The organism is Alkalihalobacillus sp. R86527, assembly GCF_042466185.1.
In the GTDB taxonomy this organism is placed as follows: Bacteria; Bacillota; Bacilli; order Bacillales; family Guptibacillaceae; genus Guptibacillus.
The window spans coordinates 2,554,358-2,569,592 of record NZ_JAXHBW010000001.1; the positions used below are offsets into that span (position 1 = coordinate 2,554,358).

Annotated in this window: 15 protein-coding genes; 8 read left to right on the forward strand and 7 right to left on the reverse strand. The window is 41.7% G+C overall.

What is annotated here, in order from left to right; translation table 11 throughout:
- Nucleotides 1-10: 10 nt before the first annotated feature.
- The 3 genes from SJY16_RS13120 to gndA form a co-directional block, all read right to left on the reverse strand.
- On the reverse strand, nt 11-616 hold the full coding sequence (locus SJY16_RS13120; protein WP_377889800.1) for a TetR/AcrR family transcriptional regulator: 606 nt from the start codon (nt 614-616) through the stop codon (nt 11-13).
- Complete coding sequence (locus tag SJY16_RS13125; protein ID WP_377889802.1) at nt 582-1,853, reverse strand: MFS transporter; 1,272 nt, start codon at nt 1,851-1,853, stop codon at nt 582-584. Before SJY16_RS13125 ends, SJY16_RS13120 begins: the two co-directional genes overlap by 35 nt.
- Before the next feature lie 153 nt (nt 1,854-2,006).
- Nucleotides 2,007-3,419, reverse strand: a complete 1,413-nt coding sequence (gene gndA, locus SJY16_RS13130; RefSeq protein ID WP_377889803.1) for an NADP-dependent phosphogluconate dehydrogenase — start codon at nt 3,417-3,419, stop codon at nt 2,007-2,009.
- Nucleotides 3,420-3,648: 229 nt separating this feature from the next.
- On the opposite strand from gndA, the gene rpiA reads away from it, so the two are divergent.
- Nucleotides 3,649-4,311 (forward strand): ribose-5-phosphate isomerase RpiA, encoded by a 663-nt coding sequence (rpiA, locus tag SJY16_RS13135; protein WP_377889805.1) that lies wholly within the window; start codon nt 3,649-3,651, stop codon nt 4,309-4,311.
- A 32-nt stretch (nt 4,312-4,343) separates the two neighbouring features.
- On the opposite strand, the gene SJY16_RS13140 is transcribed toward rpiA, so the two are convergent.
- Nucleotides 4,344-4,778 (reverse strand): universal stress protein, encoded by a 435-nt coding sequence (locus SJY16_RS13140; RefSeq protein WP_377889807.1) that lies wholly within the window; start codon nt 4,776-4,778, stop codon nt 4,344-4,346.
- An 84-nt stretch (nt 4,779-4,862) separates the two neighbouring features.
- Complete coding sequence (locus tag SJY16_RS13145; protein ID WP_377889809.1) at nt 4,863-6,140, reverse strand: purine/pyrimidine permease; 1,278 nt, start codon at nt 6,138-6,140, stop codon at nt 4,863-4,865.
- 192 nt (nt 6,141-6,332) lie between these two features.
- On the opposite strand from SJY16_RS13145, the gene SJY16_RS13150 reads away from it, so the two are divergent.
- The 4 genes from SJY16_RS13150 to SJY16_RS13165 all read left to right on the forward strand — a co-directional run bounded on the left by SJY16_RS13150 (nt 6,333) and on the right by SJY16_RS13165 (nt 8,989).
- Entirely contained in the window at nt 6,333-7,607 is a 1,275-nt protein-coding gene (locus SJY16_RS13150; RefSeq protein ID WP_377889811.1) for an NCS2 family permease, read from the forward strand.
- Nucleotides 7,608-7,692: 85 nt separating this feature from the next.
- Nucleotides 7,693-8,529, forward strand: coding sequence for a polysaccharide deacetylase family protein (locus SJY16_RS13155; protein WP_377889813.1), 837 nt, complete (start codon nt 7,693-7,695; stop codon nt 8,527-8,529).
- 49 nt (nt 8,530-8,578) lie between these two features.
- Nucleotides 8,579-8,704, forward strand: coding sequence for a DUF6254 family protein (locus SJY16_RS13160; protein WP_377889816.1), 126 nt, complete (start codon nt 8,579-8,581; stop codon nt 8,702-8,704).
- Between the two features lie 78 nt (nt 8,705-8,782).
- The gene (locus SJY16_RS13165; RefSeq protein ID WP_377889818.1) at nt 8,783-8,989 is read left to right on the forward strand and encodes a heavy-metal-associated domain-containing protein; all 207 of its coding nucleotides are present in this window, start codon (nt 8,783-8,785) and stop codon (nt 8,987-8,989) included.
- 150 nt (nt 8,990-9,139) lie between these two features.
- On the opposite strand, the gene SJY16_RS13170 is transcribed toward SJY16_RS13165, so the two are convergent.
- Together SJY16_RS13170 and SJY16_RS13175 are read right to left on the reverse strand one after the other, a co-directional pair.
- Nucleotides 9,140-9,985, reverse strand: a complete 846-nt coding sequence (locus SJY16_RS13170) for a YihY/virulence factor BrkB family protein (RefSeq protein WP_377889820.1) — start codon at nt 9,983-9,985, stop codon at nt 9,140-9,142.
- Between the two features lie 131 nt (nt 9,986-10,116).
- Entirely contained in the window at nt 10,117-11,124 is a 1,008-nt protein-coding gene (locus SJY16_RS13175; RefSeq protein ID WP_377889821.1) for an LCP family protein, read from the reverse strand.
- A gap of 181 nt (nt 11,125-11,305) precedes the next feature.
- Here SJY16_RS13175 and SJY16_RS13180 point away from each other — a divergent pair, with 181 nt between their 5' ends.
- The 3 genes from SJY16_RS13180 (at nt 11,306) to SJY16_RS13190 (ending at nt 15,175) form a co-directional block, all read left to right on the forward strand.
- Nucleotides 11,306-12,973, forward strand: a complete 1,668-nt coding sequence (locus SJY16_RS13180; protein WP_377889823.1) for a PAS domain S-box protein — start codon at nt 11,306-11,308, stop codon at nt 12,971-12,973.
- Between the two features lie 104 nt (nt 12,974-13,077).
- Entirely contained in the window at nt 13,078-14,097 is a 1,020-nt protein-coding gene (locus SJY16_RS13185) for a YecA family protein (RefSeq protein ID WP_377889825.1), read from the forward strand.
- Nucleotides 14,098-14,497: 400 nt separating this feature from the next.
- Nucleotides 14,498-15,175, forward strand: a complete 678-nt coding sequence (locus tag SJY16_RS13190; protein ID WP_377889827.1) for a DNA alkylation repair protein — start codon at nt 14,498-14,500, stop codon at nt 15,173-15,175.
- Nucleotides 15,176-15,235: the final 60 nt, after the last annotated feature.

Genomic DNA, 15,235 nt, shown 5'->3' on the forward strand with positions numbered 1-15,235 from the left:
TTCCCCGGCTTTATTTTTTCACCTCAAGCGCCATTCTTAAATATTCCACGAACATGATCGACTGCTCTTTCAACTTCACTTCTTCAGGATCGAGAATTGAGGAATCAAGAGCTAATCCATCAACAAAAGAGATGATTGACCTCGCTACAAGTTCACTGTCGAATTTCGAGCTGAACTCTCCACACTTTTGCCCATTCTGAATCACATCGTTATAAATCCTAATTCCATAATGGTAACGTTCTTTCCCATACTTTCTCCTCCGCTCATCATTTCGACCGGTAATAAAGAACTCTAGGTTTGAAGCTGCCATCGGATCCATTTTCTCAAGTTCTTGCTCTTCTCCAAATAACCTTTTCATGAGAAGATCCCAATGCGACAGTTCCTCATTCTTTAAAATCTCTTCTGTGTCCTCCATAGCCGTTTCTAAGCCTTCTTTTAGAATTTCTTCATAGACATCTTCTTTACTCTTAAAGTATTGATAGAGACCGCCTCTACTGACGTTCGCTTCTTCCATAATATGCTTCATCGTGGCATTTTCATATCCGTGCTGAATAAACACATTTTTTGCCGCTTCTAATAGCTCAGCTCGACGCTGTTCCTTGTGTTCCTTGCTCACTTTTGGAGACAACCTTCTCACTCCGTTCTATTTTTGATCGAAAAAGTAACCCAATGAATGACATGATAATAAGTAATGTACCTGTTGCGATGAACATTGGTATAACACCAAACAAAGTTACTAGTATTCCTCCTAGTAAGGGACCAATGATGGTTGCAGTTGTTGTTGTACTATTGATTACGCCAAATACTCTTCCAGTAATATGTACCGGAGTGTCCGTTTGAACTGCAGCTTGAAATGGAATAAAAACAAGTCCGGCAGAGAAACCAGCAATTAAGCCAAGACCTGGCCCCCATACAATTGAAGATTCAAGGTCCATTCCCGTAAATACAGCTAACAACCCAAAACTTACCCCCATTCCGCAAACTCCTAACAGCATGAGTAAGATCGGTTTATAGTCTGTTTTCTTTGCAAGGAGCCACCCTGAGAAAAACATCCCAAGACCAGAACCGGTCACAAGTATACCAAACAAGTCAGGAGATGCGTTCGTTAACTCTCTGATCAAGACGATGATTTGAGAATCCGAGAGTTGAAGGATAAGCAGGCTGATTGTAAGGATTGAAAGCCCCACTAGCAAGAACTGATTTCCCTTCATAAACGAAACACCTTCAAGAAAGTCTTCTTTGAACGAAATGGTCTTCCCTTTTTCTTCTACACTACCCTCATTAGAAAATACGCTTGCTGGCAATGTGATCAGCAGGACAGCAGACACGACAAACGTCGCTGAATCGATTAAGAAAACTGGATTAGAGCCAAAGGCGGTTACGAGTAAGCCACTAAGTAGCGGACCAAGCACTTTTGTTCCAGAATCGATCATCGAGGTGACCGACATGGCACTCTTCATCTGACTATCCGGTACGAGTTCTTTTAATTTCCCATTCTTTGCTGGAATGAATAACGCTGCGAACAAACCGATTCCAAATAAACACATGTAAACCATCCAGATAGTTGAAGCGAAGATTAGCATGATGACAAGCCCTGCTCTCACGAGGTCGGAAAGCACCATGAGCGTCTTACGATTAAATCGATCGGCAAATGTCCCTGCGAATGGTCCAAACAAAGCCATTGGAACTGCAAGACAAAGGATAATAAGCGAAATTTCAATAGGTGTTGCGTTCCATTTCAACCCGACCAGCGTTATGATGGCAACGATACTTAGCCAATCACCAATGCTTGAAATTAACTGTGCAATCATAAGCGTGAGATACCCTCTGTTACGTAAAAGTCTTTGCTCCAAACTAGCAACCCCCTAAAACGACACTAATGTCTTTTTTGTTATCTTTATTATATCGACACTAATGTCTTTTTGCAACACATATTTCCAGACTATAAAAAAACCACGCTTAACCTCTTATGAGGTTAAGCGTGGTTTCATTAATTCGTTATTAGATTAATCTTCAAGCCACTCTGTGTGGAACACGCCTTCTTTGTCGATACGCTGATACGTATGAGCACCGAAGTAGTCACGCTGTGCTTGTAGTAGGTTTGCTGGCAACGTTTCGCTGCGGTAGCTATCATAGTATGCAAGTGCACTAGATAGACCTGGAACAGGAATTCCACGCTGTACCGCAAGTGATACTACGTCACGAGCTGCGCTTTGGTAAGATTCAACGATTTCCTTGAAGTAAGGGTCAAGAAGAAGGTTCGTAAGACCAGCTTCACGATCGTAAGCATCTTTGATGTTTTGTAGGAAGCCTGCACGGATGATACAACCGCCACGGAAGATCATTGCGATGCTACCGTAGTCGAGGTTCCAATCGTATTCATCAGAAGCAGAGCGCATTTGAGCGAATCCTTGAGCATACGAACAAATTTTGCTTAGGTATAGTGCTTTACGGATCTTTTCGATCAGTTCTTTCTTATCACCATCAAATGGTTTTACATCAGGGCCATTAAGAATCTTGCTTGCTTTCACGCGCTCATCTTTCATTGCTGAAATGAAGCGAGAGAATACGGATTCTGTAATGATGGATAGAGGCACACCAAGGTCTAGTGCACTCTGGCTCGTCCATTTACCAGTACCTTTTTGGCCAGCTGTATCCAGGATCACGTCAACAAGCGCTTTCCCTGTCTCAGGATCTTGCTTCGTGAAGATATCTGCAGTGATCTCGATCAGATAGCTATCAAGTTCACCTTCGTTCCATTCTTTGAATACTTCGTGAAGCTCTTCAGTGGATAGTCCAAGAACGTGCTTCATCATATAGTAAGCTTCACAAATCAGCTGCATATCACCGTATTCGATGCCGTTATGCACCATTTTCACATAGTGACCTGCACCGTCTGGACCGATATATGTTGTACAAGCTTCTCCTTCAACTTTTGCTGCGATATCAGTAAAGATATCTTCAACTTCACGGAAAGCATCTGGCTGTCCACCAGGCATGATTGATGGGCCATTAAGTGCACCCTCTTCCCCACCTGAAACGCCAGCTCCGATGAATCGAATGCCTTTCTCTTTCAACTGCTCAGAACGAGCTTGAGTATCTTTGAAGAAAGCATTTCCGCCATCGATAATGATATCATCTTTATCAAGATGTGGAAGTAGTTGCTCGATCGTAGCATCCGTAGGACCGCCTGCTTTGACCATTAGCAAAATTCTTCTTGGAGTTTCTAGAGATTGAACAAATTCTTCAATGCTGTATGTATCTTGAAAGTTACGACCTTCAACTTCACTCATCATTTCTTTTGTTTTACCTTCTGAACGGTTATAGACAGATACAGAATAACCGCGACTTTCGATATTCATGGCAAGGTTTTTACCCATTACGGCTAAACCGATTACACCGATTTGTTGTTTTGACATGTTTTACCCTCCAACTTTATACTGTATTACTCTACTCGATGACTGCAAAGAAAAGTATACCATAAACGATGTTTTTTAGTATGCACACCTGTATTACAGCTACTCATAAAGCCTGACAGTATGCATTATACGTCTTTCGCACTTATGGTGCAAAGGTTATAAACTATGGTGACTAATTTTGAGGGAAATGGGAAAATAAAAGAAGGTAATGATAAAGGAGTGAATCAGCGTGAATGAAAAGAAAATAGCAGGTGAACGTGCTGCACAACTCGTTCAAGATGGTATGGTTGTCGGCCTTGGAACAGGGAGCACGGTTCACTATACAATCGTAAAACTCGCCTCCATGGTTAAAGAGGGCCTCTCAATCACTGGCATACCTACATCAAAACAAACGGAAGTTCTAGCTCAGAAGCACGGCATCCCTCTCGCCACGTTAGGAGAGGTTAAGACGATTGACCTTACGATTGATGGTGCTGATGAACTCGATGGGCAACTCACCCTTATCAAAGGTGGTGGCGGTGCACTACTGCGCGAGAAAATGATTGCATACCACTCAAAACAAATGGTCGTCGTAGCAGACTCCAATAAACTTGTAAGGCAGCTCGGTGCTTTTCCACTTCCTGTCGAAGTTGTTCCTTTTGGGTATCAAACAACGATGACCGCCCTTTCAAAACTAGGATGTCAGGCTACCTTACGAATGAGAGATGATGAACCTTTCATAACAGATAACCAGAACCTGATCGTCGATTGTTCGTTCGAAAGTATTCCTTCTCCACCCAAGCTTCACGAATGGCTCAATGCGATACCAGGTGTTGTTGAAAATGGACTTTTCATCGATCTTGCTGAGAAAGCTTTTATCGGCCGAGAGGGCGGCGTAACGATTATCGAATAAAGAAATCCCGGCTCATGAGCCGGGATTCCCTATTATTTAATAACTAGCACTGGGCAACTAGCTCTTTGTAAGACGTTATGACTGACACTTCCTAGGAAGATTTCTTTAATTCCACTAAGACCTCTACTCCCCATTACGATTAAGTCACACTGATTTTCTTCCGCATAATTCACGATTTCTTCTCCCAGATTCCCTTCGAGAACCATCGTTTTGGTGTTATGATCCGGAATCCGCTTAGATACTTCCTCACTTACCTCATTCAACATAACCACAGCGTCTTTTCTTAATTCATTTAATACGCTCGCATAGATGACAGCTGAACTGATCTGAGCAGTAGGATTAAGAGCTGTAACAATGTCAAGATGAAGGTCAGGGTTTTCCTCAGCCATCTTTATGGCCTCGTCGAGTGCCTTTACACTTAATTCAGAACCGTCGAAAGCAACCAGGACTCTATTATATTGTTTCATGAGCCATTCTCCTTTCCTGATCTGCTTAAAAGATAACAAGACTGACGTGTACGGTCTGTGATTGTTGTCACAATAGGCAACCCTTTATGATTTTTTTCTGTAAAGTAACTGCTCGGTAATAATAGCAGTGATCGATCCTAAAATTAATCCATTATTTAAAATTGATGCCATGATAGGTGGTGTATCTTTAAAAGCTTCTGGTGGAATAAACATCGTTCCAATTCCAACCATAAAGGAAATACCTATTATAAATGCTTTTCCCTCTGAGGTATCCTTCTTAAACTCATTAAACGCAATTCCCACCATTTTCACAAAAACAAGGAAGATAACGGAATATCCTACAGGTTCAGGAAGTGCGGCGAAGAAAGCCATCACGGCTGGAAAAAGACTGATCAGAACAATAAGAATACTTCCTAAGATGAACGGAAGACGCTTCTTAATTCCTGTCGTCATGATGAACCCAGCAGCTCCTGAAATCGGCACGCTCCCTACTGCTGAGAACACTCCTCCAAGCAGCTGGTTGATACCTGATATGAAACCCGCTTGCTTGTATCTGGATTTCGGTCGTTCGTTATTCAGCTTACTTAAAACCTCTTCTACTACTCTGATGCTTGCAATCATGTTCGTGAGCAATAAGAGGGTTACAAGCGCTGCGGTTACAATCATACCGGAGTCCCACGTTGGCATACCGAATGCAAAGACTTCAGGAAGCTTCAACAGCGTTTTGTCTGATAACACGACAGGTTTGGCTAGTCCGAGTATAGCGAAGATCGCCCATCCTACCAACATGAGAATAAGAATAGAATATTGTTGAATGGCTGCTGGCATTCTTCGTGAAAACCAGATTGCAAGGATAACAAGAAGAAGCGATAAGCCTGCAATGCGTAGGTCAATCCCCTCTTTTAAATAGCCCACTCCCATCATACCGTTTAGAAAAGCACCACTAAGCTGAGCAACAAGAAGAAGGAGATAGATTCCGGTTACAACTGGTGTAAACAGCTTCGAGAGCTTTTCTACCAGTCCTAGTCCACTCAATATAATGAACAGAATACCACTAGCAATCATTGCTAATTCAAGAGCTTGAAGGGTTTCGATCTCAGAGCCGAATATCGTTGCGCTTAAGCCAGCATAAAGCACAAATACGCCCCACCATAACCCTGCAGGCCCCTCATTAATCGGCAGCCTATGTCCTAATGTGACCTGTAAGATACCAGCAATTCCAAGCACAAACATGGTTCTCTGTACGAACCCTGCAGCTGCAGTAGGATCTAAATGGAATAAACTCGCGATCGCTACTGGTGCTACGATCGATCCTGCGATCATAAAGACAGCCCATTGAAGGGCGGATAACGTGTTTTTCATATCAATAAGCCTCATTTCTTAAATACGTTCCAAACTTCCTTTTCCATCATAACAAACAGGACTTGAGCGGTCATTACGAATTTTTCCACTGTGCAACAGAGCGACCAACTGTTATACTATTTTCTTGGTGATTTGATTTCGTTATCAAAGTCACGGGTGGGAGAGGGCTAAAAAAAGTAAGAAGGGAATAGAGTGAAAACGAAAATTAATTTTGATTTTCAAGCTCACGATACTTCACTGAAAAAGGAGATACTTGCAGGTCTAACGTCATTCTTTACGATCGTTTATATCGCAGCTGTCAACGCTTCGATCCTTGCAGATGCAGGCATTCCGTTTGAAGCTGGAATGATCGCAACCGTCATCACATCTGTCTTTGGTTGTTTGCTCGTTGGTTTATATGCAAACGCACCGATCATTCTTGTACCAGGAATGGGCGTAAATGCATTCTTCACGTTTACAATGGTGGAGTCGATGGGCTTGAGCTGGGAAGTGGCACTTGCTTCTGTATTCATTGCAGGAATCTTGTTCGCCATCACAGCATTCACACGTCTAGCTGGTGTGCTATCAAAGGCTATACCACGCTCACTTAAAGAAGCCATAACAGTTGGTATAGGACTGTTCCTAACCTTCATCGGTCTTCAAAAAGGTGGAATCGTGGTGTCGAGTGAATCGACCTTCGTCTCACTTGGAGATTTAGGATCGGGTCATGTTATTGCGACTCTAGCTACCTTAGCAATTGCAGCGGTTCTATTTCTTCGAAACGTTAAAGGTCATTTCTTAATCAGCATGCTTTTCGGTACTGCACTTGCTTGGAGCATGGGATTAATTGAAACAGGACAGCAAGAAAGCTTTTCCTTCAGTTCATATGGATCAGTTTTCGCAGCAATGTCTTTCGAAGATTTCTTAGTCTTACCGTTCTGGATCGCGACGTTTTCGATGGCGATGATTCTGGTGTTTGAGAATATGGGACTGCTTCACGGTCTACTACCTGATCAGTCTAAATTCTCTAAAGCTTATAAAGCGAACTCCATTTCTGCAATAACAGCTGGACTGTTTGGAACGAGCCCGACTGTATCCACAGTCGAAAGTGCTTCTGGAATTGCTGCAGGCGGACGAACAGGTATGACTTCGGTTACAACAGGACTACTCTTCTTAACGTCACTGTTTTTCATTCCTGTCTTCAAAATGATTCCTGATTCAGCGATAGCACCAGTGCTCATCATCATTGGTGGATTAATGATCACATCGATCCAAAACATTTCGCTTCAAGATTTCTCTGAAGGATTTCCAGCGTTTTTGATCATCGTGATGATTCCACTCACGTACAGTATCGTAGACGGCATTGCTTTCGGTTTCATCGCTTATCCTTTTCTAAAGCTAGCGCTTGGTAAAGGGAAAGAGGTTCCGGTTCCAATGTACGTGATCGCAAGCTTGTTTTTCCTAAACTTCTTCCTCCACGGAATATAACAGTTAACGCTCCCGCCTTAGGGGGCGTTATTTTTTGTCTAACTTTTCCATTACAGCTGTGATATTCTGGTAAAAGGTGATGGAATTGAAAAAACTTTGTATATGTTTGGCACTGCTCGTAGGGTGTCAACAGCAGGCAGTAACAGGTCACTCTACAATCGAAAACAAATCCTTCGAACGTTCTGACAAAGACCTTCCCTCGTACTCTGTTTCACAGAACAAAGAAAACGTTATATCGTCTTATAAAGATCAAAGTCCTTCAGAATGGGGAGAACGAGTTACGGGGGTAAAAACCGCATTTCATACGAAGACAGATGAACTAGCACTTACTTTCGATGCATGTGGCGGCCCATCGGGAAGCGAAATCGACCAAAAGCTTCTCTCTTATTTGAACGATCAAGGGATCCCCGCTACCCTCTTTGTCAACAGCAGGTGGATCAATGAAAACAAGGAAGACTTTCTAGAGTTAGCTGAGAATCCTCTCTTTCAAATCGAGAATCACGGCACGGAGCACAAACCGCTCTCCGTTTCAGGGAAAACAGCCTGGGGAATCCAAGGGACACGCTCTGTTGAAGAAGTTTTCGAAGAAATAACGAACAACCAATCTAAGATCACAAAGCTAACAGGCCGATCTCCTAAGCTGTTTCGGTCTGGGACAGCATACTACGATGAAGTCGCGGTAAACCTCGCTTCTGACTTAGGTATAAGCATTGTAAACTTTACGATCCTGGGAGATGCAGGTGCAACATATTCAAGTAACCAAGTGAAGAATGCGCTGTTAGAAGCCTCTCCTGGTGATATTGCTTTACTACATATGAACCAACCGAATAGTGGGACGGCTAAAGGTGTTATGGAAGCAATCCCCCTTCTAAAAGAGAAAGGTTTCTCATTTGTTACGCTCGAAAACCAAATTTTGCGTTAATAAAAGACTGGCTATGTTAATTATCATGAACCGAAAGGAGTGATCATTGATGAGTCAATCAAAAGGACAGCGCGAACGCCAATTCAAGAAACGAAAAGAAGCACAGAATCCACATGGGAAGATCAAGTCTCTAGAGGAGCTTTCTAACGATGCAGATTCTAAAAGAACGCCATAAAGTGACCTTAACCGATTAAACTCCACTCATTCCGGGTAACTACGCAAAGAGTGAACAATTTGAAGGGAGTTTAACAATATGAACGAATTGAAAGTGTCAGTTGCCGGTATGAAAGGCGACGACTGTATACAAGAAATTGAACAAGCCTTACTTTCCCTTAACGGAGTTGAAAGAGCTCTGGCTGATTTAAAAGAAGAAATGGTGTCGATCGAATATGATGAACATGCGATTGATGTATCAGTCATTATCAATACAATCGAACAAATCGGTTTCGAGCCTGCATGATGCAGGTTTTTTTCTTGCATTATAAAACAAAAAAGAGCAGGCTATCGCCTACTCTACTTAAAGAACTAGTTATTTTCTTGAAGAAGGTATTCGCGCCTACGGCAGACACGCTGTGCCTTTTTTAACACAAAGCAAGAAAATTCTCCTCACCTACACATCTAAAGACTTTCCATCACTAGGAGTACTTACGCCAATCTTCAGTTTATGAATCAATGCATTGATCTCTCCTCCAACAAGAAGAATGATGCCCGTTAAGTAAAACCAAAGCATTAAGATAATTACACCACCAAGACTTCCATACGTAGCGGAATAGTTCCCAAAGTTACTTACATAGAACGAGAAGGCTAGGGAAATAACCTGCCATCCGATCGTAGCAATTATGGACCCGATCATCACTTCTTTAAAAGGAAAATGTTTGTTTGGAGCATAACGGTATAAAACAGATAGTACTAATGCCATAACCGCTACTGCAACTACCCAGCGTAAAACTCTGAACAGGATTTCTGTTGACTCTGGTAAATTTAAAGACGTTGTCACTTCATCAATAATAAGATCACCAAACACAGGTAACACAAGCGTGACAACAAACGCTAAGATAAGTCCAACTGTAAGAAGTATTGAAAGAAGACGTGCTTTAAGAAAGGACCTCGTTTCATCTACATCGTACGCTAGATTGAGTGCGCGAATAAGAGCCATGATGCCGTTAGAAGCTGACCAAAGCGTACCCAAAATTCCGACCGTTAAAAGGCCTCCCTGCGGTTCACTTATAATAGATACGACATTATCCTGCAGGATTCCACCGATTTCACCCGGTGCATACTTCGTGATGAAGTTCACCGCCTCCTGCTTCTCTATCGATAAGTAAGGGAGAATCGATATAACCAATATGAGCAGAGGAAAGATCGAGAGCATGAAGTAATAAGCAAGCTCAGCAGCTAGGCTCGTAACTCGATCTTCTCCAATTTCTTTTCCGAGTTTCTTTACAAAAGACAGCATATCGCTTTTCCCCTTTCTATCATTCTCTAAATTTCTTACCCTGAATAACAGGTGAATAATCCTTCGAATGCAAAAAGAGCAGGCCGTTACGCCTGCTCTCCCACTATGGTAAAGGTGATGATTCAACTTGATTACTTTGCTTGCTCTTCATGGTTGAACGCATTCAAGTTATCACTCGTACCTTCAATATTCAAATGGTTCCTTAATTCCTTTTTGGCTTCACTTAAAGTTGGCTCGTCCAGTTTCAGATAATACGTTGAGCCTGGTTGATAGTTCTCTCCTGAAAGCTGAATCTTATCGATCGATTTCAGATTGGATACAAACGGATAGAGGCTAAGTGCCTCTTTGAAACTCATGCTCATCGTTAGGTTTTCACCGATTCGCTCAAGCACTCCGCCATATTTGGGTACAGACGAAAGGGAGCTTAGCTTATCGATCGAAGCCGTTATCACTTCCATTTGACGCTTTCCTCGCATAATATCTGAGTCGGCTTTACGAGTCCTTGCAAACGCCAATGCTTCTTCTCCACCAAGCGTGTTCTCGCCTACATGTAGTGATATTTCACCTTTAGACTCTTTATATAATTGATCGACGACACGTTGATTTTCTATCGAAACATCGATACCCCCAATTTCATCGATAACGGTTTTGAAAGCATCGAAATTCACGCGAACCACTTCGTCGATTGGAATGCCAAGCATTCCTTCTACTGTTTGTATAGTTAAATCGATTCCTCCATAAGCATGTGCATGTGTGATTTTATCCTTTCCTTGCCCAGGGATGTTCACATAGGAATCTCTCGGAATACTCAATAATTTCATCGACTTATCATCCTGATTAAATGTAGCGACCATCATTGCATCGCTTCGTCCCTCTGATGATTCTTTGCGATCATCTACTCCAAGCAACAAGACAGAAAAATGATCCTTACCAATGTCGACCCCTTCTTCTCGTAAAGCTGATTGAGTTCCTCGTTCAGGCTCCATCACCGATTGATTTGAAGCAGTCGATACTTTATAAAAAAGGTACCCACCGTATCCTGTAACACCTATTACAAGTAACGTTAATACGATTAATACGCTTCTCTTTATACTTCTTTTTCTTCTTTTCCTTATACGACGTTCATATCGTTCGTTCATTTTCCAAAAATCCCCTTCAATACAGTCTCATTTTGAAACAATTAGATGATTCGAATAACACACCCAAAAAAAGACGGTAGTGACTGCTTTAGTATAGTGCACGCCATGACTTTTTTGTATTTCTTGCTGTATAACTGTAAAATACAAAAGGAGGTTACATAGATAGAAAGGACGAAGCGCATTGGAGATTAAGATCAAGTACGTACCATGGATTATTACAGGGTTTTATTTTGTGTTCGGATCCCTTTGGATATTACTCTCCGATACTATCCTATATCAAATTACAGATAACTTCCTTGTGAGTAAACAGATCGGCTTGTATAAGGGCTGGTTCTTTGTCTTGATCACATGTCTCCTTCTTTACTTTCTATTAAAGCAGCTTCTTTTCTTAAACCAAAGTACGCAAGATAGGCTGACAGAAAGTGAAGAGCGCTACAGAAGACTTGTTGAATCTTCCCCGTACTCCATCGTTTTGTATCAAGATGGGAAAATCGTTTACACCAATCAAGCTGGACTCGATATGATGGGCGTTCGATCAAAGGAGTTTTTATATGAACGAACACATTCTACTGTGGTGAACCCTACTGACTTCATATATATCAAATCGATTCTGAAACAATTGCAACAAGAGCCCCAAAGTGATGCGGTCACAAAGGAATATCAAATTTTTAAAGAAGATGGAAATATGATCGAAGTAGAATCAACCTTTACACCGATCTTATTTAAAGATGACAATGCCATTATTATTCAAACGAAGGATATCACGGAACAAAAAATGGCTCTAAAGGAACTTTGGGAAGCAAAGCAAATGATTCAAGCTATCATCTCTGCTTCACCGATCGCTATCCTTACACTCGATTTAAACTCAACGATTCGTTCTTGGAATCCTGCTGCTGAAAAGATATTCGGCTGGAGTAGTCACGAAATAATCGGTCAACCAAATCCCATTGTACCAGAACATGAGAAGGATATTTCGATTGCTGAAATTGTAAAGCACGGCCACATCGTTAATAAGGAAGTGAAACGGAAACGAAAAGATGGTTCATTCGTTTATGCTGTTCTCTCCACAGCTCCTATTGAAGATGAAATGGGAGAGATTAACGGGATTATGGCAGCTTTCATGGATGTAACAGATACGAAAAAAACAGAAGAAGCCTTGCTGAAAACGGAGAAGCTCTCCGCTGTTGGCCAGCTTGCTGCTAGTGTCGCTCACGAAATACGAAACCCTCTTACATCTGTGAAGGGGTTCATTCAACTTCTACAGAGAGATGAAGAAATTGCGAGAAATGCCCCTTATCTCAGCATCATATTATCTGAAATCGACCGAATGGATGATATTATTAAAGATCTTTTAGTCCTTGCAAAACCTCAGGCTGAACGGTTTACTACGTTACTTGTTAATGATCTACTCTCCTATGTCGTTCAGCTATTGAACAGCCAAGCTTCTCTTTACAACATATCATTCAAAATGGAGCTGACAGAAGAAGTAGTAAGCATCTACGGGGAAGAAAATCAGTTGAAGCAGGTATTCATCAACCTGATCAAAAATGCAATTGAGGCCATGCCATCAGGTGGAACAGTTACACTTGAAACGTATCGCGAAGGGAGTCACGTAACGATTACCATTCAAGATGAAGGGGTTGGCATCCCAACTCATAAGATTAAAACACTCGGTGAACCATTTTATACAACTAAAGAAGATGGAACAGGACTCGGTCTGCTATCAAGCTTTCGTATTGTAGAAAATCACGAGGGCTCCATTTTCTTCGATAGCACTGAAGGCAAAGGTACAAAAGTAACGGTTATCCTCCCTCTTCCTCATCAAAATGATGAGAAAACAGAGCAATAGTAGTCGTTGCACTTCGAATTTTTTTGTCCTTCCTTCCCAATCTATGCTAAAATATCTTTCGTCTCTTATGTTCGAATAAGGTTCACCTGAAGGAGGAAGCAACATTGGATAAAATCAAACGTAATGATCCGTGCCCTTGTGGAAGCGGAAAAAAATATAAAAAGTGCTGCATGGGGTCAGAAACAGCACAGCATCAAATCGAAGAACAGCTTTATACACAGGAACTCTACACGATTCAAGCTCAACTAGTCGAATACGCGATGAGTGAGCACGATTATAAGATGGTGACACTAGCTAACGAGCTATTCATCCGTCATAACATACCGAAAGAGTTAGAAGAAACGTATATGCATGGCGTATTCCCATGGGCGATCTTCCATCAATCTGTTAATCAGTGGAATAAGACGATTGTGAAAGAATATATTCAGGGCTATACGAGCACGTTCTCAACTGACAAAGTAAAAGCAACGGTCGACAGCTGGCGCGATGCCTACATGTCTGTCTATCTTGTTGAAGAAACCACTGGGAATACGGCAATTGTAAAAGAATACAGTGCTACACAACCATTCAGTATCTTATTACCAGATGGAGCAGACCTTTCAAAAGGCGAAATCGTGGCGGGTATCATGCTCCCAGTGAAAGACGGAGCGATGCCATTTATCGAACTTCTCAAAATCTCAAACGATGCGATGAAGACGATCATCACAAAGCTTGAGCAAGAAGAGAAATCCATCCGCACACTTATGCACACAGCATTCCCTGAAGTGCTAAGTGATATCGTGAAGCTTAAAGACGGAAGAACACCAAATGAAAGTCAAGAGCTTCAATGGGCAAGAGAAGAAGATGAGAAAGTTGGATCTCTTTTCACTGAACATGCTAATGATGAATTTAGTTCTGAACAGCTTGATGACATTCTCTCATTCTGGAGAAAATACAGTGAAGAAGAAGCTCCTTCTATAAGAAAACCCGCAATTTTTGCTGCAGCACTTGAGTATTTAGCAGCGAAAGAATACGGCGTTTCAGCAAGCCAAAGCGCACTCGCGAAGAAATATGAAACGTCACCGTCTAGTATTTCAAGCAAGTATAAAGCAATGGCTGAGAAATTTGATCTTGTGCCACAATAACCTAACGAAGGTTGCCAGATGTACGCTGGCAATCTTTTTTTGTTCGACTTAAGAAAGTAGAGTAGTTCCTTTTGCATCACTTTTGTAACATTAGCGGCGATTTTGTAATGGTTATCAAAATTAACTCATAAAGCCCTATTCCGTCTCTCTTCCCTGCTATACTGTAGTCAATCCAGTTAACCTTTCTCTCAACCCGGAAAGGAACTGGTGTTAATAGGAGAAAGTAAGTGTATCCCTTTCCCCCCGGAAAAACCTCCTTATTCTTAAAGCCAGAAAGAGGCGCGTCACGAGACGCGCCTCTTTCGTTTGTTGAGAATTTTAAATTCATCCCTACGTTGATTGTAACGAAGGCACATCATTTTATATTCATGTATGATAGAAACCAGGGAGGGTGATGAAAATGAATATCGAACATATTTATTCAACATTCGAAGCGCTTAGAAATCCTGACAATGCAGAGAAGATGGAAAAGTACATGCGCAATCTTTTTCCTTTTCTCGGAGTGAAAACGCCAGAAAGAAAACAAGCCTATAAATCGATTTTAAAAGAACATGGCGCTCCTACTGATGAACGGGTCGTCCCGCTCGTTAAAGAACTTTGGAACCTCAGAGAAAGAGAATATCAATACATAGCCCAGGAACTACTTGCTCGCAAATGGGAGTTTAATAAAGATGAATATGAACTGATCGAGTATCTCGTTACGACAAAATCATGGTGGGATACAGTAGACGGACTCGCCTCAAATACAGCTGGTACTTTTTTCATTCAACATCCAGAATTGATCGATGATGTGACTGAAAGATGGATTGATCACGAAAACATGTGGCTAAACCGAACCGCTATCCTTTTCCAACTAAAGTACAAAGACAAAACAGATTTTGAACGACTGAAAAGCTATTGTTTAATACACGCAGAGTCGAAAGAGTTCTTCCTGCAAAAAGCAATAGGCTGGGCGTTAAGAGAATATTCCAAAACGAATCCTGACGCTGTTCAACAGTTTATCGAGCAGCATAACCTCGCACCATTAAGTAAGCGTGAAGGTCTCAAGGTGATTAAAAAGAAACAAACGACTTCATAATACACAAACAACACATCGCATTACAAAAAAACAAGCTGCCGAGTTGATCTCGACAGCTTG